At 36.3% G+C, this 22,188-nt stretch carries 24 protein-coding genes and 1 pseudogene; 5 read left to right on the top strand and 20 right to left on the bottom strand.

Annotation, left to right across the window (positions count from 1 at the left end; all coding sequences use genetic code 11):
* Positions 1-72: 72 nt before the first annotated feature.
* The 5 genes from DYQ05_RS05870 (at position 73) to DYQ05_RS05890 (ending at position 6,008) form a co-directional block, all read left to right on the top strand.
* Entirely contained in the window at positions 73-1,272 is a 1,200-nt protein-coding gene (locus DYQ05_RS05870; protein WP_206184027.1) for an ArsA family ATPase, read from the top strand.
* Complete coding sequence (locus tag DYQ05_RS05875) at positions 1,269-2,432, top strand: ArsA family ATPase (RefSeq protein WP_206184028.1); 1,164 nt, start codon at positions 1,269-1,271, stop codon at positions 2,430-2,432. Before DYQ05_RS05870 ends, DYQ05_RS05875 begins: the two co-directional genes overlap by 4 nt.
* A 127-nt stretch (positions 2,433-2,559) precedes the next feature.
* Positions 2,560-4,104, top strand: a complete 1,545-nt coding sequence (locus DYQ05_RS05880; protein ID WP_024468784.1) for an L-lactate permease — start codon at positions 2,560-2,562, stop codon at positions 4,102-4,104.
* Positions 4,105-4,180: 76 nt separating this feature from the next.
* A complete protein-coding gene (locus DYQ05_RS05885; RefSeq protein WP_020965047.1) occupies positions 4,181-4,984 on the top strand; it encodes an electron transfer flavoprotein subunit beta/FixA family protein in 804 nt (267 codons plus the stop codon).
* A 13-nt stretch (positions 4,985-4,997) separates the two neighbouring features.
* The gene (locus DYQ05_RS05890) at positions 4,998-6,008 is read left to right on the top strand and encodes an electron transfer flavoprotein subunit alpha/FixB family protein (RefSeq protein ID WP_020965048.1); all 1,011 of its coding nucleotides are present in this window, start codon (positions 4,998-5,000) and stop codon (positions 6,006-6,008) included.
* Positions 6,009-6,172: 164 nt separating this feature from the next.
* On the opposite strand, the gene DYQ05_RS05895 is transcribed toward DYQ05_RS05890, so the two are convergent.
* The 20 genes and pseudogenes from DYQ05_RS05895 to DYQ05_RS05990 form a co-directional block, all read right to left on the bottom strand.
* Positions 6,173-7,357 carry a dicarboxylate/amino acid:cation symporter gene (locus DYQ05_RS05895; protein ID WP_206184029.1) on the bottom strand — a complete coding sequence of 395 codons (1,185 nt, stop codon included), beginning with the start codon at positions 7,355-7,357 and terminating at the stop codon, positions 6,173-6,175.
* 86 nt (positions 7,358-7,443) lie between these two features.
* Positions 7,444-9,065, bottom strand: a pseudogene (locus DYQ05_RS05900) (ATP-binding protein).
* 602 nt (positions 9,066-9,667) lie between these two features.
* Complete coding sequence (locus DYQ05_RS05905; RefSeq protein WP_206184030.1) at positions 9,668-10,009, bottom strand: hypothetical protein; 342 nt, start codon at positions 10,007-10,009, stop codon at positions 9,668-9,670.
* 246 nt (positions 10,010-10,255) lie between these two features.
* Positions 10,256-10,558 carry a tetratricopeptide repeat protein gene (locus DYQ05_RS05910; RefSeq protein WP_206184031.1) on the bottom strand — a complete coding sequence of 101 codons (303 nt, stop codon included), beginning with the start codon at positions 10,556-10,558 and terminating at the stop codon, positions 10,256-10,258.
* 92 nt (positions 10,559-10,650) lie between these two features.
* Complete coding sequence (locus tag DYQ05_RS05915; RefSeq protein ID WP_206184032.1) at positions 10,651-11,088, bottom strand: Imm12 family immunity protein; 438 nt, start codon at positions 11,086-11,088, stop codon at positions 10,651-10,653.
* A 13-nt stretch (positions 11,089-11,101) separates the two neighbouring features.
* Positions 11,102-11,491, bottom strand: a complete 390-nt coding sequence (locus DYQ05_RS05920) for a hypothetical protein (RefSeq protein ID WP_020965058.1) — start codon at positions 11,489-11,491, stop codon at positions 11,102-11,104.
* 124 nt (positions 11,492-11,615) lie between these two features.
* Positions 11,616-11,963 carry a DUF7716 domain-containing protein gene (locus DYQ05_RS05925; protein WP_038096027.1) on the bottom strand — a complete coding sequence of 116 codons (348 nt, stop codon included), beginning with the start codon at positions 11,961-11,963 and terminating at the stop codon, positions 11,616-11,618.
* Complete coding sequence (locus tag DYQ05_RS05930) at positions 11,923-12,318, bottom strand: hypothetical protein (RefSeq protein ID WP_206184164.1); 396 nt, start codon at positions 12,316-12,318, stop codon at positions 11,923-11,925. Before DYQ05_RS05930 ends, DYQ05_RS05925 begins: the two co-directional genes overlap by 41 nt.
* 82 nt (positions 12,319-12,400) lie before the next feature.
* Positions 12,401-12,712, bottom strand: a complete 312-nt coding sequence (locus DYQ05_RS05935; RefSeq protein WP_206184033.1) for a DUF4298 domain-containing protein — start codon at positions 12,710-12,712, stop codon at positions 12,401-12,403.
* Positions 12,713-12,867: 155 nt separating this feature from the next.
* A complete protein-coding gene (locus DYQ05_RS05940; protein ID WP_206184034.1) occupies positions 12,868-13,755 on the bottom strand; it encodes a hypothetical protein in 888 nt (295 codons plus the stop codon).
* A gap of 131 nt (positions 13,756-13,886) precedes the next feature.
* Entirely contained in the window at positions 13,887-14,186 is a 300-nt protein-coding gene (locus tag DYQ05_RS05945) for a hypothetical protein (protein WP_152513569.1), read from the bottom strand.
* A gap of 537 nt (positions 14,187-14,723) precedes the next feature.
* The gene (locus DYQ05_RS05950) at positions 14,724-15,302 is read right to left on the bottom strand and encodes a hypothetical protein (RefSeq protein ID WP_206184165.1); all 579 of its coding nucleotides are present in this window, start codon (positions 15,300-15,302) and stop codon (positions 14,724-14,726) included.
* A 24-nt stretch (positions 15,303-15,326) separates the two neighbouring features.
* Positions 15,327-16,121 carry a hypothetical protein gene (locus DYQ05_RS05955; RefSeq protein ID WP_206184035.1) on the bottom strand — a complete coding sequence of 265 codons (795 nt, stop codon included), beginning with the start codon at positions 16,119-16,121 and terminating at the stop codon, positions 15,327-15,329.
* A 36-nt stretch (positions 16,122-16,157) separates the two neighbouring features.
* On the bottom strand, positions 16,158-17,102 hold the full coding sequence (locus tag DYQ05_RS05960; RefSeq protein WP_206184036.1) for an RHS repeat domain-containing protein: 945 nt from the start codon (positions 17,100-17,102) through the stop codon (positions 16,158-16,160).
* 220 nt (positions 17,103-17,322) lie between these two features.
* Positions 17,323-18,051, bottom strand: a complete 729-nt coding sequence (locus DYQ05_RS05965; protein WP_206184037.1) for a hypothetical protein — start codon at positions 18,049-18,051, stop codon at positions 17,323-17,325.
* Positions 18,052-18,054: 3 nt separating this feature from the next.
* A complete protein-coding gene (locus tag DYQ05_RS05970; protein ID WP_206184038.1) occupies positions 18,055-18,591 on the bottom strand; it encodes a DMP19 family protein in 537 nt (178 codons plus the stop codon).
* Positions 18,592-18,775: 184 nt separating this feature from the next.
* The gene (locus DYQ05_RS05975) at positions 18,776-19,483 is read right to left on the bottom strand and encodes a hypothetical protein (RefSeq protein WP_206184039.1); all 708 of its coding nucleotides are present in this window, start codon (positions 19,481-19,483) and stop codon (positions 18,776-18,778) included.
* Positions 19,484-19,646: 163 nt separating this feature from the next.
* Positions 19,647-20,321 carry a hypothetical protein gene (locus tag DYQ05_RS05980; protein ID WP_206184040.1) on the bottom strand — a complete coding sequence of 225 codons (675 nt, stop codon included), beginning with the start codon at positions 20,319-20,321 and terminating at the stop codon, positions 19,647-19,649.
* Positions 20,322-20,336: 15 nt separating this feature from the next.
* On the bottom strand, positions 20,337-20,792 hold the full coding sequence (locus DYQ05_RS05985) for a DUF2004 domain-containing protein (protein WP_029410687.1): 456 nt from the start codon (positions 20,790-20,792) through the stop codon (positions 20,337-20,339).
* Between the two features lie 72 nt (positions 20,793-20,864).
* Positions 20,865-21,530 (bottom strand): DUF4272 domain-containing protein, encoded by a 666-nt coding sequence (locus DYQ05_RS05990; protein ID WP_206184041.1) that lies wholly within the window; start codon positions 21,528-21,530, stop codon positions 20,865-20,867.
* Positions 21,531-22,188: the final 658 nt, after the last annotated feature.

Below are 22,188 nucleotides of genomic sequence, written 5' to 3' on the forward strand. Positions count from 1 at the left end.
TATTTTAATTTATTGAAATATATTGACAACCGTACAATTTAATACATATAATGCAATATAAGGTTATTCTGTATGAAGAAAATTGTTATATTTACAGGTAAGGGAGGCGTCGGGAAAACAAGTCTTTCCGCAGCTGCGGCTCTTACTTCGGCAGCCGAAAATAAAAAAACGCTTCTTGTAAGTACGGATATGGCTCATAATTTGGGCGATATTTTTGAAATGAATTTGTACGGTTCCGTAACTCCCGTTTCCGAAAACCTTGATATTCTTGAACTTAATCCGCCTGAACTTATGCGAAAGCAGTTTTCCGAAATTAAAAAAAACGCTTCCGCCCTGTCGGGAAGCATAGGCTTCGGTATAAACGGTCTTGATAACAGTTTTATAATCCCCGGTTTTGAAAATCTTTTTTCTCTTATGGAAATAAAAGAAATTTATGAAAAAGAAAAGTATGAAAGAATTATCGTCGACTGTCCGCCTACAGGGGAAACTCTTTCTCTTTTAAAACTGCCTGAACTTCTTGCATGGTATATGGAAAAATTCTTTCCGGTAGGTAAGGCTTTTATAAGGGTTCTTGCTCCTATTTCAAAATTACGGTACGGTATTAAACTTCCGGATAAAAAAGCATTGAACGATATAGAAAAAATGCACGAATCGCTTTTAAACCTGCAAGAATTTCTTAAAAATAAAGATATTTGCTCTGTACGTCTTGTGTGTACTCCTGAAAAAATGGCTGTGGAAGAAACAAAACGCAGTTTTATGTATTTGAATCTTTACGGATATCAAGTAAGCGGTTTATTTATAAACAGGATTCTTCCGGATGATACCGAAATTCCTTTTATGGAAAATTGGAAAAGCATTCAGGAAAAATACATAAAAGAATTACATTCCGTATTTACGGACATACCCGTTATTCCGATTCCATGGTATCCTGAAGAAATACGCGGTAAAGAAGCTGTAGAGAATATTTGTCGTAGTGAACTTTCGCATTATAATTTATTTGATGTAAAAACGGATATAGTGCGGGAAGAGTATATCAAAACTGAAGACGGATATATATTAAGAATAGCAATTCCTTATTCCGAGGAGTGTAAGGCGGAGGTTATAAATAATAATTCGGATATAAGTATAAAGCTGAATAATTTTATACGATGTATTCCTCTCCCGGGCGTATTGTATTACAGTACAGTCAAAGGAATGGATTACAGTAACGGGAAGCTGGATATATATCTTAAACCTAAAAATTCTACGGCTAACGATAAGGAGGCGGAATGAGAATCCTTATATATACGGGTAAGGGCGGGGTAGGCAAAACAAGCATATCGGCGGCAACTTCTTTGCATCTTGCAAATTCGGGGAAACGGGTGCTTATTATCAGTACCGACCAAGCGCATAGTCTTTCGGATTCTTTCGGGATACAACTTAGCTATAAACCCGGTGAAATTTGTAAAAATCTTGATGCGATGGAAATAGACCCCGCCGAAGAAGGTAAAAAAGCATGGGGGAATTTAAGCGGTTATTTAAGGCAGATTATATCGTCAAAAGCTAATAACAGTATTGAAACTGAAGAGGCTTTGCTTTTTACGGGGCTTGATGAAATATTCAGTCTTCTTTGTGTTCTTGATGTATATGAGAAAGATGAATACGATGTAATAATAATGGATTGCGCTCCTACAGGTCAAACCTTGGCTCTTTTAAGTTACTCCGAGAAATTCAATGTACTTACAGACAGTATACTGCCGATGGTACGCAATATAAATACGGCTTTGGGTTCTCTTATTTCTAAAAAAACTTCCGTTCCCAAACCCAAAGATGCCGTTTTTGAAGAAGTTGTAAAACTTGCGGAAAGACTTAACCGTCTTCAAAAAATATTGCGCACACGGGAGATTACAAGTGTCAGAATAGTTACCACTCCTGAGCAAATAGTTATTGAAGAGGCAAGACGCAGCTATACATGGCTTCAGCTTTATGATTTCGGAGTAGATGCAATATATATGAATAAAATTTATCCCGAAAAAGCTCTTAAAAACCGCTTTAAAAGTTGGGCTTTTAAGCAGGAAGAAAGCATTAAACTCGTGCGTGAAAGTTTTTCCGAACAAAAATTTTTTCAACTGGAATTACAGGAAGATGAACTTCTCGGAATGGGAAAACTTCTTAAAGCGGCGCGTATAATGTACGGCGAGGCCGACCCTTTTCAAGTGTTTTGCAGCGAAATAGCGTTCTCCATAGAAGAGGTATGCGGAACGCGTATATTTGTTATAAACCTTCCGTTTGCCGATGAAAAAAGTATTTTTGTGTTAAAAGAAAAATCCGATATTGTTCTTTCATTTCGCAATGAAACAAGGCGTTTTTCGCTTCCGGATAATTTAAAAAGAAGGAATATGACAAGCTATTTTTATAAAGACGGGAGACTTCGTATTTCGTTTGATTATTAAAATGAATTTTATCCTGCTTAAAAAGCATATTTTTTTGTAAAATTTGATGTTATTTAATGTAAAGTGTTGACAGAATTTAAAATGCTGTGTTAGAATGTTATAAAAATAAAAGTATGGAGGTTTTACTGTGTTGTTTTTAAAATTTGCTCTTGCCATAATACCTATCGTATGGCTGATAGTTTCTCTGAGCCGCTTAAAAATGCCAAGCCACAAGGCATGCGGTATCGCTCTTATAATCACTTTTATACTGGCAATATCGTATTGGAAGCTGAGTGTGGTAAATACATCTACGGCGGCGGCCGAAGGAGTGTTGACGGCTTTGTGGCCTATATGTCTTGTTATCATTGCGGCTCTTTTTACATATAATCTTACCGTACATACTAACGCAATGGACACGATAAAGAAAATGCTTGCAGGGATTTCCGATGATAAAAGAATTTTAATGCTTATGATAGGCTGGGGATTCGGAAACTTTATGGAAGGTATGGCGGGTTTCGGAACGGCAATGGCAATCCCGGCTTCCATGCTTGCAGGAATAGGAGTGGACCCTATACAGGCTGTAACGGCCTGTCTTGTTGCCAATACAATGCCTACGGCCTTCGGTTCGGTAGGTGTACCTACTGCAACATTGGCGCAAGTATCCGGATTGGAGCTGGCTCCTCTTGCAGCAAATGTTGCTCTTATCGAAGGTCTTATTACCTTTATTTCTCCGTTTTTAATGATAATTATTTGCGGAGGAGGCATAAAGGCTCTTAAAGGAGTTATGGGAATAACTTTAACGGCGTCTTTATCTTTTGTTGTTCCGTGGTTTATAACTGCGCAATTTCTGGGTGCGGAACTTCCGGATATTATAGGCTCTACATGTTCTATATTGTGTATGATAGCTGCAATAAAGTTGTTTAAAAATAAACCGTCTCCGGAATATTCTATAGGTCTTGTTAATGAGGATATGAAATTTAAGATAAGCTCAAAAGACGGCCTTAGAGCGTGGATGCCCTTTATTCTTATTTTAGTATTCCTTGTAGTAACTTCAACCCTTTTCCCCGTAATTAACAAACCTCTTTCTTCAATAAAAAGTTCATTTCAAATATATTCAGGTGAAGGCGGAAAGGCTCTTTCATTTATATGGATTAATACTCCCGGTATTCTTATATTTGCGGCTGCAATAATAGGAGGTCTTATTCAAAAGGCTTCAATAGCGGAGATATTTAAAGTATTTTTGTCTACATTAAAGAAATATTGGAAAACGGTTTTTACTATTTGTGCCGTTATAGCCATAGCAAAGATAATGACTTATAGCGGAATGATTTCGGATATCGCCAATATGCTTGTAGTTACTACCGGCTCATTTTATCCGTTTGTTTCCCCTTTTATAGGCGTTTTAGGAGCCTTTATAACCGGCTCGGGAACGTCTTCTTGCGTTTTATTCGGCAAACTGCAACAGGAAACCGCCGTATCTCTTAGTTTAAATCCGTATTGGATTACGGCGGCAAATGTTATGGGTGCCGGAATAGGTAAGATGGTATGCCCGCAGGGTATTGCTATCGGAACAAGTGCTATTAATGCCGTAGGCTCGGAAAGTAAGATTTTATCCGCAGTTTTTAAGTATTTTATATTTTATACGTTACTTGCATGCATTATTTGTTTTGCAGGTGCATGGATAAATATTTAATATTTAGATTTTTTTTAGATAAAATCGTTATTTTTTTACTTGCGGTTTTAGTAAGATAAAAATCAGGAGAAAGCTTATGAACATTTGCGTTTGCGTAAAACAAGTACCGGATACAAATGAAATCAAAATTGACCCGGTAACTCACAATTTGATACGGGCTGGTGTTCCCAGCATCGTAAATCCTTTTGATACCTATGCTCAGGAAATAGGTGTTAAACTTGTAGAAAAACTGGGCGGAAAGGTTATCATTCTTTGTATGGGACCTAAGCAGGCTGAAGAAGCCGTGCGGACATGTTTGGCTGTGGGCGCCGATGAAGGATATTTAATATCGGGAAAGGGGCTCGGCGGTTCCGATACTTTGGCTACAGGCTATATAATATCGGAGGCGATAAAAATAGTGGAGCAAAGGGAAAATCTTAAATTCGACCTTATCCTATGCGGAAAGCAGGCTGTAGATGGAGATACCGCTCAAGTAGGGCCTCAAGTAGCTGAATGCTTAAATATTCCGCAAATTACATATGCTTTGGATATTTTGGAAGATAATGGAGAAATACAGGTCAAAAGGGAAGGCGAAAACGGCTATGATATGATAACAACTAAACTGCCCGCTCTTGTAACTGTAGTAAAACTTCCTTATGAACCGAGAGTTCCCACAATAAAAAGCAAGATGGCCGCAAAGAAAAAAGAAGTGCATATCTTGTCGGAAGAAGACCTTGGAGGTTTGGACTTTGAGCGCTGCGGTTTAAAGGGGTCGCCTACAAAGGTTAAAAGAACCTATACTCCCGTTAACGAAAAAAACGGAGTAAAACTTAACGGACTTCCGGCTGAAGAAGCAGCCAAAAAACTGGTCGATTTAATGGCTGAAGCAAAGGCTATATAGTAAGGAGAGATAAATGAACAATCTTAGTGATTATAAAAACATTTGGGTTTTCATAGAATCGGAAGGCGGAAAGGTAAAAAGTGTAAGCTATGAGCTTTTGAACATAGCAAGAAAACTTGCCGATGAAAAAAAATGTGAACTTGTAGCCGTTGCGGTAGGTAAAAATATAGAGAAAGCCGCTAAAGATGCAATATGTTATGGCGCCGATTCTGCAATTATAGTTGAAGGCGACGAGTACGAAATTTATTCTACAGATGCATATACTCATGCTATGTCCGAACTTATAAAAAAATATAAACCTGAAACTTTAATGATAGGAGCTACTCATAACGGCCGTGATATGGGCCCCAGAGTTGCCTGCCGTCTTCAAACCGGTCTTACGGCGGACTGTACGGAAATATCCATAGATAAGGAAACGGGTACGGTAATTTGGACCCGCCCGACTTTCGGCGGAAATCTTATGGCCTGTATTCTTTGCCCCGACCACAGACCGCAGATGGGAACTGTACGGCATGGTGTATTTAAAAAACCTCCTTATGATGAGAGCCGTACCGGTAATATTGTAAAGGAAGAAATTCACGTATCTAAAGACGATATAAGAACCCGTATTATAGAGCATGTCGAGGAAATAACCGACGGAGTAAGTCTTGACGAAGCGGAAATTATAGTATCGGGAGGACGCGGAGTAGGTTCGCAGGAAAACTTTGCTCTTATTGAAGAGTTGGCCGAAGTTTTGGGCGGACGTGTCGGTTGCAGCCGTGCGGTAGTAGATGCAGGTTGGAGACCTCAGGCTCAACAAGTAGGTCAATCGGGTAAAACGGTTGCGCCTAAACTTTACTTTGCAATAGGTATTTCCGGGGCTATACAGCATCTTGCAGGTATAAGCGCTTCCGATGTAATTGTTGCCGTAAATAAAGATGAAGAAGCTCCCATCTTCGGTATGGCGGATTTCGGAATAGTGGGCGATTTACACGAAGTTGTTCCTGAAATGATAAAAGCGTTTAAAGCAAAAAAAGGAAAATAAGAGATACCGATTTTTAAGCGGTGCTGTTTGCACCGCTGTTTTATATGTTAGGCAGCTTCTAATCTTTGAAGTTTTAGAAGCTGCCTTTTAAAGTAATAAATGTTAATTTAAAAAAATAACATACGGTCTTTAGAATTCTTTATATTTTATTTTTATATTATTTATCAGCTTTGCTTTTTTAAAGTACCGTCCGGTTTGTAAAAAATTCCCCGTAAGATTAATGCTAAAGCTCCGTCACCCGTTACGTTACAGGCGGTACCGAAGCTGTCTTGAAGAGCAAAGATTGCTATCAATAAACCCGTTCCCGTACTGTCGAAATTAAGAACGCTTAAAACCAAACCTAAAGATGCCATAACCGTTCCTCCGGGAACTCCCGGCGCTCCTACTGCAAAAACTCCGAATAAAAATGAAAATAAAAGCATTGTTCCGAAGGAAGGAACCGAACCGTAAAGCATTTGCGCAATTGTCATACAAAAAAATGTTTCCGTTAAAACCGAGCCGCAAAGATGAGTTGTAGCTCCCAGCGGAATTGCAAAATCTGTAACTTCTGAAGGAAGAGCATTTGACTTATGTGCACAGTTTAAAGCAACGGGAAGAGTTGCGGCACTCGACATTGTTCCTACCGCCGTCGTATAGGCGGGGCCGTAATGACGGATAACTTCAAAAGGATTCTTTTTTGAAACTGCGCCTCCGATTAGATATAAAACTGCAAGCCATAAAAAATGTCCCATTAAAACAATAATTATAACTTTTAAAAATACAGGGAGCTGTTTTGTTAGACTTCCGCTGTATGCAAGTTCCGCAAATGTTGCTGCAATAAAAAGAGGTAAAATAGGAACTACTATCCGGTTTACAATTTCTAAAACCATCTTTTGAAATTCAATTAAAACTTTTTCAACCGTTTCGGCCTTTGTCCATAAAACTGAAATGCCTATAAGAATTGCCATTACCAAAGCGGTCATAACGGGCATTAAAGGCGGAATTGAAAGTGAAAAAGCTGTTTTAGGAATATCAGCAAGTGATGAAACGGAACTTGGAATTTTTAAAAAAGGAATTAATAAATATCCCGCAATTGCCGAAAAGATTGAAGCGCCTACCGCAGAAAAATAAGATAAACCTAAAAATGTTCCGAGCATTTTGCCTGCATTTTGTTTTAATCCGCAAATTGCAGGGGCAATAAAACCGAAAATAACTAAAGGCACTATGAAAAAAATCAGTGAACCTAAAATTGATTTTGCCGTATTTATAACAGCCATTACCTGTGCAGGAACAAAAAGACCTAAAAGAATGCCGGCGGCAATACCTATGCCCAGTTTGGGTAAAAGCCCGATGCATTTTCCTTTTGCCATAAAAGCCTCCTAATATTTATCGATGACGATATTTATCAATGTATCATTTTTAAAAGTTTATGTCTATGCGGATTTATTCCGCCGGTTTACGCTTCTTCAATTATCCATTCACCGACGGTTTTCTCTTCGGAATTAAAACTTACTCCGATTAACACGATTTTTTTGTTTTCCGCCCTGTACCGTTCCGCATAGTTTTTTTCCTTGATTTGCTGCAAGGCGGCAGCTGCGGAATCTTTTAACTTAAATTCAAAAATATACACCGCCGTTTCGGTTTCTACCGTGCAGTCGCTCCTCCCCGTTGATGACGGAGTTTCCGTTTTTACAAACTGTCCCATTAGTGCAAAGATTAAGTAGACGCATATTTGAAAATTGTGTTCCCTTAAAGCAATGCTTTCCGTACTTTCTTTTTTTACCGTGTCGTAAGGAAGACTTGCCATTATCGATTTTAACCGCTGCATAAATTCGTTTACTCTTCCTGCAATAATATCGCGGTAAAATTGCGCTACCGGTAAAATTGCGCTACGGAAAAGGCGGCATCGGAATAAAGCACATTTGAATAGCTCGGTAAAAGGTTATATAAAAAACCGTAGCGCACTTCGTCATTGGGAAAGCCTAATGTATAAAGCCGTACTGTATTGTCATAATCTTTTATCGTCAAATATCCCGCTTGAAACAAAATAGGAATTGCGGAACCGGAGTTCGCCCTGTAATCGGATAAACCGGCGGCATCCATTTCCACATGCCCGTCCAAGTCGGGAATATTGTAATGCATTTGTTTTAACGCCTCCACTAAAAACGTCGGAGTTCCCGTTGCAAACCAATAATATTCAAATTGCTTTGCATAAAAAACATTCAACAAGCTGAACGGATTATACATATTTTCAGTACCGGGTGAAAAACAATAGCCGTCATAGTTTTGTTTTAATTTTTGTATACATCTTTCATAGCTTAATTCATGCTTTTCAGCTAATTTTTGAATTTCAGGCTGAAAGGTTCTTTCAAGTTCAGTTTGACTTATTCCGCATATTCCTGCAAAATCGGGATTTAAACTTATGTCGTTTAAATTATTTAAATCGCTGAAAATACTTACCTTACTGAATTTTGTAACACCGGTTAAAAAGGCGAACCGTACATATTGGTCTACACTTTTTAACACCGAGTAAAATGCCTTGAGTGTTGCGCGGTATTCTTCATTCAATCTTTCGTTTACATTCATTGTTTGTAAAAGCGGTTTATCGTATTCGTCTACGAGCACAACAACCTGCTTGCCGGTTGTTCCGTAAACCGATTTTATAGCCGTTTCAAACCTTGACGCAAAGGATTTTTTTTCTTCCGGTTTAATGCCGTATTCCGTTTCGATTTCGTTGAGTAAAAAATGAAGCCTTTCATCCAGAGCCGTGTTATCGGTATATTTTCCGACATTAAAATCAAAATAAAAAACGGGATATTCACGCCACGGCTCATCTTTTGCATTTTCATAGTGCTCGATTGCAAGCTGTTTGAATAATTCTTTTTGCCCTAAAAAGTATGCTTTTAACGTCGAAAGAAAAAGACTTTTACCGAAGCGGCGCGGGCGGCTTAAAAAATAAACTCGATTTGATGAAACCAGTTTTGTAATAAATTCCGTTTTGTCAACATACAGATAGTTTTCATCGCGTAATACTTTAAAACTTTGCACGCCGATAGGCAGTTTTCGGTTAAAATCCATAAGCGTCCCTCCGCCGTTATTATAGCATATTTTTCATGATTGTATAAGTATGGTCTATAGAGTTTTGATAAAGGTAAAACGAACCGTCTTTCTGTTGGGAACCTCTAAAAACCTCAGTTTTTATAGGTTTACCTTAGATTTAGTTTGCGATGTTTTATTTTAAGTCATTACAATATAAAGACTTAAAATAAAACTCGACGGGCATCTCTAAAAATCTAACCGAGTTTTTAGAGATGCCCTGTTGTTTTTGAGCACTAATCGGTAAGACTTTTTTTGATTTACATTTCATTCATTGCTATGTCGAATCTTTTATTCGGTTGTTTGAGGTTAGAAAAATGAAACCTTATCCGTTTTGTAAATAAGCTGAAACGGAATTGCTATGGGATTCCCAAAACAGCTCTCGAAGTAACGGATTGCTGCAAATACGGCAGCTTTAACCAATTATGTTCTTATCATACTGAGTTTTGATACCTGCCTGAGTTAAGGCTGTGTCCAAGCTCTTCTATAATAATACAGTGAGGATAAAAAACTATTTTTTCATAGTTCGTAGCTTGTTTTCTTGAAATCTTTTACATTTATGACAAAGCCTTTTGAAACCGGCTCTAATCTTTCCGACTTGACGGGTAATCAACCCCATGTTTTTGCGATAGTACCATACATATATTATTCCGATAATTCCTACACCGTAAATACAGTTTGCCGGAATTGTGAAAATATACGGCATTGCATTCAGGGAATAGTTCCAAAAGGGCTTTTAAAAAATTCATATCAAGTTCCGCTCTTTCCAAAGCGAGAAGACTGGCGGCAAGCATATCCGTTCCGATTACCTGATATTTACATTCCGAAAGTATGGTTTCTTTTTTTTCGGGGCAATTCCGCATTTGCATTTTTTTAAACTCATCAATGTCGGCGCCGTTAAAAGAGCCTGTCATAATATTCAACATCGTCGGAACGATTCCGTCTTTAAATTCGGCCTTGTATTTTTTTTTGAAGGAAAACAGGCTAAGGATTCGTTATAAGAGACACACTCGGAATATCCTAAATGTTTTTGCATTATAGTTTCCATTTTTTCTTTTTTAGGCATTTTAACGGGCGTTTTAAATAAAAGCTGTATAATAAACACGGAACCGTCCCTTTGTGTTTCATTTAAATTTTATTGAAATACTTTTTGCATATTCTTATCACTTTTTTTAAAGCTGATATTTTTCAATTAATTCCGTCAGTACGGAGGCGGTATCGATTTCGTCTGAAAGTAAATCGTCAAACTCCCGTTCAAGTTCATCCTGCATATCGCAAATCCATGATAAAAATTCTTTCGCTTTTTCATAGTTTTGATGAATAAAATAATATTCGCCTAATATACATTTTGCGGATACAACATCGGCAAGATTATCATCAAGTTCGATAACCTTATTCAAAGATTCCAAGGCTTCCGTATACAATTTTTTGTTTAGTTGAAGCAATCCTTTTTTTAGATATAATTCTCCGTTCATATTTCCCTCCCGCTAAAATAAGCATCTTATATTTATTCTATCATTTTTTTATCGGTTTTTGTAAGCTCTGTAATTATTTTATCATAATTTTTTTATACCTCCGCTAAACTTTTAATAACGGTTTCTTTAAACAGTTTGCAGTCAAAATCGCAGCCGGCAGCTTTAAGTTTTTTCCCGATGATTTCACCTAAACTTATCAATGATTTTTCAATAAACAAAATAAATTTCTTTTTTATCGGAAGAACGGGGGCGGACGTCCAATACTTTTTATCGATACAAAGCTCTGCCGCACATTCTTTTTTTGTATGGGAATATCGAGTTACGGTAATACCCGTTTTATCGCAATAGGCGGAAACATCTCCGCCGATATATAAATTTATTCTTATCCTGTTAAGACCTTCAAAAAATATTTTTTTAAAACCTTCTTTTAAAGATGCTCTCGTTTTTATTATCGATGAATGAACGGCTTTTCCTCCGTCACAGTCGGCCGTAATTTCTCCGCCGATTGCGGCACTTAAAATAATTTCCATGTATTGCTCGATATCATTTTCTTTTATTTTTAAGTTTAACGACCACAGCAATAATAAAGACGCATATCCAAAGGCTCACTTCGGTTATACCTATCGTGATTAAGGCGCCTTTCACCGTAGCTCCGCCGCTGCCCTTGCCGTAAACTAAATACCACCATAGTACAGAAACGGCAAGCGAAATAGACAAAACTATTGCAGAGACAATCCTGCCTTTTTTTGTCATCAGTCCGTTCTGGTTTTCTTTCGTTGCAAATTTCTTTGTACCTATTGTTACCAGTAAAAACAATCCCAATAAAAAAGGAGTTGCTAAGACCGCCATTTCAGGCGTTATTCCTATTCCCATATTTTCCCACCTCGTTTTTATTTTATCCAGTACTGCTATAGTTATAATTTTTTTACTCAAAAAAGTTGTTTTTAGTTCTGAAAACAGTAAAAGCCAAGTAAAATATCCCTGCCTTTATGCTTGTGTTTTAAGATTGTTTTTTTGACAATCAGATAATTATTCCAATAACTTTCGATTTGGAGCATTACTCAAAGTCTTTGAATGTGTCATATTTAGAGTAATAATCCAATGCTAAGATATAATCATCAATTGTAGGAGCATTTTTTTGTCCCAAAACATTCATCAATACGTCTTCAAATTGTTGTCCATAATACAATAGGCTTAAAGATTTTTGGATTGTAAAACTAGGATAAATTTCTTCATCATCATCTGATATTGTTGGAGACAACTCCAAATAACAAATAAGTTCTGGTTTTAAAATATCCTCACTAGCATACAAACAAAAATTTCTGTTTGTAAAACCTTTTTCATCTATTTCCTTAGACATTATATCAATTATTTCTTGTAATTGATATGGTTTTCTTAATTCCATAATTATCTCCAAAATGAATTATTTTCAGTTTATTCATATCTACTTCTTTTAAGTTTCCATCATTGCCGTAACCGCCGTATAAGACATCTTTTTTAAGTTTCGGTTTTAACGACAAAAACTCTTTATATGCCCGCTCATCTGTTCGTCCTTCAAATGAAGAGCAAAACCATTCGCCTTGCATATAACCGTCATTGCCTATTTGCACCGCTAATGAAATATTGTGCAGCTCACATTTGCTTTGTTTATCTACATCGGGCCACTGTGGAGGTGCTTGAAAATGCTTACAACCTACACAGTTAAGCCCAATGCTATCCCACCGCGAAGAATAAGAAAATATGTCTTTTATTTTTGCCATATTCCTCCCAAATTTCATTTACCATACTGCTATTTCCTTTTTTTCTTTGATAAAATCAATCGCTATTGCCTGAAACGGCAATTTACTCCTTTGCAATAATCTTTGTTATATGTTTTAAAAAAGCTATTGCCGTACATTGTTGCGTTCCCAGTGCATTGTAAATTAAATCCTCCGAAAGAATTCCGTGAGGTATTTCTGCAGGGATTTCATTTCGGTTACTTGCTTGAACATCTTTTTTCCATTGAGTGCTGTAGTAATATGTTTCCAACTCTTTCATATCTGAATACAGGTTTTCCCACTGCTGTAAAAACCGTTCAGCTTCCTCAAAAAAAAGTTCCGCTTTGTTGAGCACCGCTTCCATCCGTTTAATATGTTCCAATCTTTCGTTTGTCATATATACCTCTTTTTTATTACACTAAATTTTTCGATTATACACAACAAAATAAACTTTTTGGCTGTTTCCGTGAAAGTGTACAAAACGTCATCATCGGAGTAATATTGTGCAAATTCATATAGCCGTTATTATCTATTTGCATAGTTACGCCTAGTTTAAAATAATACAAATCTTTTTTTTACCCATTCTTCTATTCTTTTTCTATTGATTCCCTTAGAAACCGATAAATACGCCGGTTTGTCTGTTTGAAAAGTTGTACCGAAATGGTTTTCCGCTTCTTTTAAAAATAAATCCAACTTACATAAATCGGGCGCTTTGAATTCTTTTTCACTCACGTTAATGGTAAATACTCCGCTGTCAGAAAATTCCTCAAACCTGATTTTCTTCCGTCTTAAAGAAAGACTGTTTTGAATTTCAATTTGAAATGTGCTATTGAGCGTTCCCGGACTTCCAAAGAAAATAGTCATCGTGTATTGTTGCTCCATCTGTTCTTCTGTCAACCCGTTTGTGGTATACCATTCTCCAAAATTGATAAGGGTTATCATCACAGACCAGTTAAATTTATCGAGAGGAGTAATACCTAACAGCTCCATTAATTTATAAGAAACAAGTTCTTTAGATAGATTTTCATACAAACTGATGAGCATGTCTGTATAAGGATGTTTGACACACTCGTGACGGAAGTAAGAAAGCAAGTAATGTAAATAAAATCTCTTGTTCGGGCTTTCTCCTACAATAAGCTCTTTAAAATAAGCAAGAACATTCTTTTCCCTTGAAAAAGCAAGCAATGCCCATACGGCACGGAGACTAATCACATCATGATGTAAGTTATAAAGCCGTTCCGTTTCATCGTATTTTTGTATACACTCCAGTAAAAAAGTGCATACTTCGGGGGCTGCAAGCTCCTGTAGTTTTACGATGTTTTTATCATCAACAAAATAACCGTCGATTTTTATTTTATTGTAAAATTTATTTACAAGTTTTAAGGTAGGTTTCGCTAAGGTTTCTTTTCTTTCATCTATTATTTGAAGCAGGTCTCTCATTTTTCTTCTCCGTAAAAAAAATTTTCGTTTAGAAGCACATACACTATACCATATTTTCACAGTCTTTGGTAAGTGTATCAAAATATAATTTTTCTATATGTTCTATATTTGTCAATAATTTTTTCCGTTAATCATAGAGGGGTTCTTAATAGTGCTTCTCGCAATCTATCAATTAATTCTTTAGATTCGAGGCACTCTATCGGCATCAGATTATCTAAAGCCGGGCTTCTTCTTTCAATCCGATTAATGCTATCATTGTAGAATAGATAGTAAGCAACATAAGCTATATCATCATTGTCTTTCAGTTTTCTTTTTAGTTTATCTAAAATAGATTTGTCTGTATTAAATCCGGCAGAGCAAACTTCTTCTTTTGCTATCTCCGTGAAATTATACCACATTTTATCTCCTGAGTAATATTGTTCTAAATTCATAACTATAACCTAATATCCTCTTTTGACAACCAGACATTACCGCATTTTCCGCACCCCCAAAACTTTTCATCTTCGGTATCAATATAAGTTACAATTCCTTCGTGACAAATCGTAGGTTTAAATTAAGCTCCTAAAATAAGCGTCGCTTAATTTAAACTGTGAGTTTGCCTTTCGGCAAACATCATATTATTGTATGCCGTTTCTCACTCCGTTCCGAAACGGTGGAAAATAAGCAGTGCTCAAAAATTGATATTTTTTCCGCTTGCTTATTTTATAGGGAGATTTTATTACCTCGACGCTTTCGTTCTTATTGTCCTTATCTTTTTGAGGAGTTTTTGATAATAAATTGTTCGTATTTATTGGAACATCTTTCAAACACTTGGGACATTCAATAAATATCAATCTTTGATTGTTTTTTCTCGCCGTATCTGTCAACAATTTTTGTTGAGAGTCGGCTTTAAAAATTTTTTGACAATTAGGACATCTTATTTCCATTTTTTAATTTTACCTCTCTTTTTACTCATTGCTGCCTCCGAACTATCCGAAAAAGAACGATAGAAAATCTTCAACTTGATTTGTGTTTAAGCATTGCGAAAGAACGCCTTCTATATCATCGATAAAATTTTCTAAAGGCTCCTCGTCATCATCGCTTGTGTTAAATTTATATTTTTCTTCTTCCAATTTCATACATTCGGATAAAAGAAAAAAGAAATCGGCAAGTGAAGAGCTTAAATGGAAAAACCGTCTTTTATCGATAGAGCCGTATACGCCGCCGTCAGTCTTATCAAAGTAAACGGCATCATCATTTCTATTTGCAAATACAACCCAATCCTTATTCCACTTTGTATCGTCGTTTTGCCGCTTCCCTTCTTTGTTAAGAATTATGTACCAGCCTTCTTGAGCTCTATCAAGTTTTATCTTAGGTTGAACGGTAAGAAAAAATTCTCCTCCGATTATTAACACATTATCGAAAGATGTTAAAGAATAAAACTGCTCCAGCTCATCCGTGCATTCGGTATTTTTCACGGCATCATCAATGACGGAAAAATTGCCCATATCGGTTTTATTTCTGCCGAACACATTATTAAATTTTGTTAGCGCTTCTATTAATTTCACAATATTTATCCTTTTTTAATTATATCACAGTTTTTGTTCTTTGATAAGTTTATCCGAATATAATTTATCTACGCTGAGCCATTCAATGCTTTCTTTGCCGTTTTTATAATTGCGATATTGGAAAATCATTTCGTCTCTTGTTTGAAATAGTGCATTTACACCACAGCTATTTTCTAATTTATCTATCGTATAATCGATGATAAGTTCATCAATCAGTTCAAGTGTTGATAAATCAAAAGCATAGCATTTCCCCTCGGTAGTACAAAATATTCCGAAACTATCATTGATTTTTTGGACATTGGATAATGAATCTTCTTTGAATAAAGAATATGTTTTCTCGGCAATTGGTGCAAAATCGGAGGAGAAAATTTTAAAAAAGGTCGAGCTGTAAAAATCTGCAAGCAAAGCATATTTATCGAAGCTAAACATATAGGATAAATTTTCCGGGAACTTATATATTATCTTGAGCTCATTATTGTTTAATTCCATGCAATAATCTTGAGAACCGTCCTGTCCTGCCGTAAAAGATACTATTATACGAGTTTCTTCATTTAAGCCTGCAAAAGCTATTTCCGAATCGTTAAATTCATCTTCCAATTTTATAGAAGCAATTTTATTTACGGCTTTATCGAATACCGTTATGTTTATGCAATCATCATCTATTCGCTTTACCGTCCAAATAATTTTATTTGTATGAGGCGACTGATAGATGACATCAGCTTGCATATTTAATTTTTTTTCAATCTCGGTATCAGGTTTTCTATTTAGGTCTTCTAAAAAGCAACCTGTGCTCTTATTATAGTATTTAATATAAATCATAGTTCACAATTTCCTTAAACATAATTATTTAAACCGTTATTTTAAATTAAGTACATTTTTTGATGAAAAAGTCATAAAATAATTATCACAACCGTCAATCGCTTCTTTTAATACGGGCAATTTTTCATATCCGATTTTTTTGATTCCGGATTTTTTAATTTTCTTATAAATTTCATCATTTACAATGATACCTGTTAAAGCACTGGGAAATAAAATAGAATTTGGGATAGACTTATCAACAATATACCAACTATTTAACGGTAAAGGGAAATATAAAACCGCTCCGCATTTATCACATATTTTGCAAGTTGACTCTTTACCGCCTCTTATAAAAGTTGAGACCTTTGGGACTACAGAGATGTATTCTTTGGATACGCTTTTATTTACATCATAAACCTTTCCCACATAATATACATTCTCAATATTCTGCAAGCCGAGTAATGAAACAAGGTCTTCCCGTAACATTCCAATAAATGTACCTCTTGCGTAGGTTATCGGAGCAAAACTCTTTTTTATTTTTTCGTTTAGAAATACATCAATTGCTTTATGCTTAATGATATTCCAACAATCACAGATTATTTTTTCTTGTTTTAATTGCTCTATCCAACCGGCATCTCCTTCGGGAACATTTTGTGTTGGGTCGCTGAGTTGATAGAATATTTTTTTTCCATTTATATCTCGTATATAGCGTTCTGATAATATCTCCGCATTAGGGAATTTGTTTTCTAACCAAGTTCTGGCGATTGCTTCACGAGCATTGCCTGCAACTTTATTAGGAATGGCGCCTAATTCCAATGGGTCAATCTGTGTATTACTGTCAAAACCATATCCATAAAGCGTTGGATTATTCCCTGTTAATCTTATCGGGTCTTGACTGATGTAAGTCTCTGTTTCAGATGAATAATACCTAAACCTATTGTATACTAATTCGGTTTCTGTATCAAGATATTGACCTTGATAGCGGAAAGGACAATCGCTCAAAGAACGCCTTGCGAAATTACAATTTATTCCCGATAAAAAGATGTTTTTAGTTCTAAAAACACTAAAAGGCAAGGAAAATATCCCTGCCTTTACGCTTAATACTTGAACTTTCTTTTGATAATCTGATAGTTATTTTGACAACTCCAGATTTGGAGAACTTCCGATTTGGAGCATTACCATAATATATAAACAAGATAATCGAACTATACAGAGTAAAAGACTATACATTTTCAGAAACAAAGCGACTCAAATCATTTTCAATAAATAAATTAAATGATTTATTTATAATATGTATTTGATTTTTCCCTATATCATGAAAATATACAGAAGTTTCATGAGGTTTGATATATAACTCATCTCCATCACTGTTCAACCATAATTCACCAATTTTAATATATTCCTCCCGTAATTCTAACATATTAAAATCGATAAAGATACTCTCCATTTTTAATTGTGAAATACAATAAAAAAATGTAATCACATCACTATGTAATAATTTATAAAAGAATGATGAGGTTAATTTCTCGTCGGTTAGATTATTTTCCACAACATCATTTTGCAGTAAGTGTTTTTTTATTACTGTAAACAAGTTAGGATAACTTTGCTTCAATTTGGTAAATTTCAAGTCAAAATCAATAATATCAACTTTGTCATAGTTCAAGGAGATATCATCTATTTGCTTTCTCCATCCTTCCATATAATTGATTTGTGAATTCTCGTTATAAGATTGATTTATAGATTTTAAGTATTCACGAGCCGCATTTTGAGATATTAGTGCGGCACCCATTAAACCTTGTGGCATCTTAGGTTTTATCTTTAAATACCACCGCGGCGGCAAAAATTGTTTTGCAAATTTTTCATTTTGTTTCCACCAATCAATCCATTCTTCAGGTAGGAATAGTCCTTCAGATAAATGTTTTAGCCCGTTTATTATATTATTCGTTTCCATGTTCTAATCATCATCCGTTTCATAGCTTCCAACAAAGACAAATTTTTCGGGGTTATTTTTAATATAGTCTATCAGTTTATCATCAAATGAATCATTTGCATAAAAAAACTCGTCATGCGTATCCAAAAAATCATAAAAAGCTTTCTCATCTTTTTCTTCCGTTTCTGAAAGTATATCACAGCGCTGGTCCCTATCAAAAGAAATTGAGCCGCCGAAAAATTCTACGACTTCCAGAAGATTATTATATAAATCATCAATACCGAAAAGCTTAAAACCTTCCAAAGCATCTTTCCATACAATACCCGTGGAGTTGGAAAAAAACTGATGGTGTCCGCCGTTATCTACTTCCGCCTCGTACCACTGTATGGCTAATAAGTAACGCTGCTCTAAAGTAAAACCGTCTGCCGATTTTAAATACTCTTCATAGGTTCCGTAAATGTTTACGGTCCACCACATCGGGTCAACCAGCCGATAAAGGTCTATTTCTTCTCCCATTTCTTTTATCGCTTCTACCGTTAGATTTTCGTTTATTGTTTTCATTTATAACACTCCTTATGTTTTTAAAATATCCGGAAATTCCGGTGTAAATACTTCTTGTTCTTTCGGCTTCCCACATCCGCAAGCAGAAAAATAGTGCGGGAAGTAAACGCTGCATCATAAATCAATATACCGTGCTGCAAGCGACGGTGGATATTGTTAATACTCCATCTTTAAAACCAATGTACTATTCTATTTTGTTTCCTCCGACACCGTTGTAAATTTCCAGCCCCATCGCCAGTCCTTCCGCGTCAAAATAGAAAGTAACGGATTGTTTTTTTTGTTCGATGGCTCGCCAAAACCAGTATTCAAAAAATCCCAATTCGTTGGAATAATCCGTTGGCGAGAATATCCATTTTCCCGATTCGGGATCACTTGACGAAGGATATTCATTCCACTCAAAGTTATTTCTCATTTTTAAGGTTTGCAAGCAAATACCGTTTTTTAAGCATACTTTTTCTTTTATATATTTAGAATAAACGCGAACTCCCTCTACGATGCAATCTTCAATTTTCGAAAGTTTTTCGGAACGGTTTTCAAGGTCTACTTCTATATACGAACCGTTCTTTTCCAATGTTTGAATAGTCGTTCCCCAAGGAATCAATTTTGTTCCGTTTTCTTTGCGGGAAAGTGTGTACCGCATTTCATACCAATCTTCATTGCGATACGGATTCATGTAAAGCTTTTTGTTACTGATTTTCCAGCCGTTTTTAAAAAAAGCTTTTAACTCGCAAAAAACGGTATATTCTTCTTTTCCAATCATGATAGTCATTGTTTCCGGGAAGATGTCTTTCGATTCTTGTGCATAAGTGTAATTTCCAAATAATATAAGATTACAAAGCATAATCAACACCATATTCTTTTTTGTCGTTTTGATTTTTGTTAAATCGCTCATAATGCAGTTCTCCTTTGAGCATTTTAGCAATTATATCTTTCCACTCATTTCTTTTGAAGAAGGTAATCGGCGATAGTGCCCTTTTCATCTGTTTAGTCCAATGTTCAATTTTGAAAAATGAAAAAGTATCTTTTTGTTCATTTTACTGCTTAGTCTTCTCTTCTCACGGCAGTATCTGCAAGCTGCCAGCTTTTTCAACAGGAGCGTGAATAAAAAACGAAAGGTACTTTAACTGCTCTGCGCAACACGTTGCGATTGAGCGGTAATCTTCTTCATCGGTAAGGTATAGGAATACGGAACAATCATTACCGAAAAAATTTTGTTTTATAAGATTTTCAACAGTATGTTCAAAATCCGCCGGTACTTTGTTTTTGTTTACGGCAATATATATTTTTGTGCCTGAAGGAAAATCGCCGACATCTTTGGTTACGGTTTCCGGGATAGCGATTTCAACAATACAATTATCCGCAAACTGCGATAAGGCGTTTTGCGTTTTTACTAAAAGCGGATAGGTGATTTTTACGGTAAGATAGTCGTCATGATACGGCTCTTTCTCATTGTCCAAATAACAGGTGAAGCGTAATTCCGGCCGGTCTTCAGGAGCCGCGTAAATGTGATACATCATGTTTGAAAAAAAAGGAAAAAGAGTATTTCCGCCGACTGCATACGAGATACCGTAATTCAAAAATGAGTACGAAGTTTTAAACTTGATGCCGTATTTGTGTTCAAGGTATTTTTCGGCATTGCGGTACGAGTACACCCATTTTACATGATATAAAAGAACGGCGCAGGCAATGAAGACTACTACAGCGGCCGCAATAATAAAAACTTTTTGCATTGCTGCCTCTTATTATTAACTTTCCCAGTCAATTGCTATAACGGCTTCCTCTTCGCCGAATTTTACGCAGAGTATTTCATCGCTTTCATCAGGGGAAATCATAAAATCCATTGTAATGTGCGGTTTTTCACTGTCAATCCATAATCCTAAATTTGTTACCGTCATTTTTGCTGCAAAGTCGGCACTATCATTCGGCAAGTCTTCGAGTCCGCATTCTTCAATATGAAAGTTTATATAGTAGCCGTCATCTTTTAAATATGCTATAAGCGCTTTTCTTGCTTCTTTTATTTTCTCGTCTATGTTTTCAAGAAAATGTGCATAAAGGTCGAGTATGCCGATAGACGGTTCTACATTTTTGCCGAGCCAAAGACATGTATCTATCCCCTGAATATTTTTTTCCCAAATTACTTCCATATCATCCGTTGTCGCAAGATTCAATTGACCGAAATAGCGGTGTTCAATGCGTTTCATAGTTTAATCTCCTCGTTTTTTTTGTATTTTTTCGAGTCGTACTTTCGTTTTATCGACTTTTGGGCAATACCTCTACGTATCCATCGAAATATCGAACCAATCGTTTCCTTCGGAAATAAGCCATTCAAGTCCACGCCTTCGTTCCATGACAACTTCGGGGTTTAAATCTTTGATTTCCGTTTCGGAGCGGAGCCGCTTTTCCTCCGTCGCCCAATGGTAACGGTAGTGAAGGTCGAGCATATCCAGTATTTCTTCTATGTCGCGCAGCCTGCATTGCGCTTTGAACGCTTCTTTTCCGTCGGTATCGCCGACCAGTTTTATCGCACGTTCCACATCGCAGATGGTATTCGGGTACGAAATATCCTCGACTAAGCCCAAAGCCCACACGAGTGACCAATACGCCTCGTAAGTCCAGCAGACATCGATAACATCCTGTTCGCTGTATGTTCCGTCAAAAAGGCGTTTTTCTTTTTCAAACAGGCATTCCGATACTTCGTATTTTTCAAGCAAATTTAAAAAGAGTTTTTTCGATTCTTCATATCCTTGATTGTTTCCAATATCTTCGGCTAATTGAATAGACAACAGCGCTGCTATTGCTCGATTACAAATGTTGTCAAGACTTTTCAACCTTACCTCTTTTGATGACTCTCGCAAAGGCAGCTCTTCCATACAGGTGATGCCCATTCCTTTAATTTTCTCGTTTGATTTCCTTCGTCGTTCTTCCGGTGTGATATACATAATTATTCCTCCATAAAAACTTTTCAAAAACTATCAAATTTTTAAAAAAGTTTTTAGCCGGTGCTTTTGCAACGAAGTGAAAAAGCACATACAATATAAGATGTTTTGCCGCAAGGCAAAACTCGCTAGATAAACAGTGAGGCGCCATTTGCACCGAACCGTTTATCACATATCCTTATATTTACGGGTAGTGTCATTATATCACAAGATAAAATGGTTGATAACCGATAGAAAAACATCTTAAAAACGATATGATAGAATGAGCAGGAAAATTTTGAAATCGACAGTTTACTGCCGGTAATCGAATCGGTCAAGGATTGGGAAAAAATTCGGATTATAAGGTAAAATAAGCATAAACTTATAAGGCAACGAAGTGAGAAACGGCACATAATAATACGATGTTTGCCGAAAGGCGAACTCGACAGCGTTTTTAGGCAATGCCATCTACATTGTCTAAAATAAGCCTCCCTTTAAAATAAACAACCGGAAAAATCTTCAGATTTTGAGGATTGTTTATTTTCCGCCGTTTCGCAACGAAGTGAGAAACGGCACACAATAATACGATGTTTGCCGAAAGGCGAACTCGACAGCGTTTTTAGGCAATGCCATCTGCATTGCCTAAAATAAGCCTCCGTTATTTGGAAGACGGGATTATCAA

The sequence above is a fragment of the Treponema pedis genome, assembly GCF_017161325.1.
Lineage (GTDB): Bacteria > Spirochaetota > Spirochaetia > Treponematales > Treponemataceae > Treponema_B > Treponema_B pedis.

Coding starts and splice junctions, on each gene's coding strand:
- DYQ05_RS05870 (WP_206184027.1), top strand. CDS start 73: ATGAAGAAAATTGTTATATTTACAGGTAAGGGAGGCGTCGGGAAAACA.
- DYQ05_RS05875 (WP_206184028.1), top strand. CDS start 1,269: ATGAGAATCCTTATATATACGGGTAAGGGCGGGGTAGGCAAAACAAGC.
- DYQ05_RS05885 (WP_020965047.1), top strand. CDS start 4,181: ATGAACATTTGCGTTTGCGTAAAACAAGTACCGGATACAAATGAAATC.
- DYQ05_RS05890 (WP_020965048.1), top strand. CDS start 4,998: ATGAACAATCTTAGTGATTATAAAAACATTTGGGTTTTCATAGAATCG.
- DYQ05_RS05895 (WP_206184029.1), bottom strand. CDS start 7,357: ATGGCAAAAGGAAAATGCATCGGGCTTTTACCCAAACTGGGCATAGGT.
- DYQ05_RS05905 (WP_206184030.1), bottom strand. CDS start 10,009: ATGTTGAATATTATGACAGGCTCTTTTAACGGCGCCGACATTGATGAG.
- DYQ05_RS05910 (WP_206184031.1), bottom strand. CDS start 10,558: ATGAACGGAGAATTATATCTAAAAAAAGGATTGCTTCAACTAAACAAA.
- DYQ05_RS05915 (WP_206184032.1), bottom strand. CDS start 11,088: ATGGAAATTATTTTAAGTGCCGCAATCGGCGGAGAAATTACGGCCGAC.
- DYQ05_RS05925 (WP_038096027.1), bottom strand. CDS start 11,963: ATGGAATTAAGAAAACCATATCAATTACAAGAAATAATTGATATAATG.
- DYQ05_RS05930 (WP_206184164.1), bottom strand. CDS start 12,318: ATGGCAAAAATAAAAGACATATTTTCTTATTCTTCGCGGTGGGATAGC.
- DYQ05_RS05935 (WP_206184033.1), bottom strand. CDS start 12,712: ATGACAAACGAAAGATTGGAACATATTAAACGGATGGAAGCGGTGCTC.
- DYQ05_RS05940 (WP_206184034.1), bottom strand. CDS start 13,755: ATGAGAGACCTGCTTCAAATAATAGATGAAAGAAAAGAAACCTTAGCG.
- DYQ05_RS05945 (WP_152513569.1), bottom strand. CDS start 14,186: ATGAATTTAGAACAATATTACTCAGGAGATAAAATGTGGTATAATTTC.
- DYQ05_RS05955 (WP_206184035.1), bottom strand. CDS start 16,121: ATGATTTATATTAAATACTATAATAAGAGCACAGGTTGCTTTTTAGAA.
- DYQ05_RS05965 (WP_206184037.1), bottom strand. CDS start 18,051: ATGGAAACGAATAATATAATAAACGGGCTAAAACATTTATCTGAAGGA.
- DYQ05_RS05970 (WP_206184038.1), bottom strand. CDS start 18,591: ATGAAAACAATAAACGAAAATCTAACGGTAGAAGCGATAAAAGAAATG.
- DYQ05_RS05975 (WP_206184039.1), bottom strand. CDS start 19,483: ATGAGCGATTTAACAAAAATCAAAACGACAAAAAAGAATATGGTGTTG.
- DYQ05_RS05980 (WP_206184040.1), bottom strand. CDS start 20,321: ATGCAAAAAGTTTTTATTATTGCGGCCGCTGTAGTAGTCTTCATTGCC.
- DYQ05_RS05985 (WP_029410687.1), bottom strand. CDS start 20,792: ATGAAACGCATTGAACACCGCTATTTCGGTCAATTGAATCTTGCGACA.
- DYQ05_RS05990 (WP_206184041.1), bottom strand. CDS start 21,530: ATGTATATCACACCGGAAGAACGACGAAGGAAATCAAACGAGAAAATT.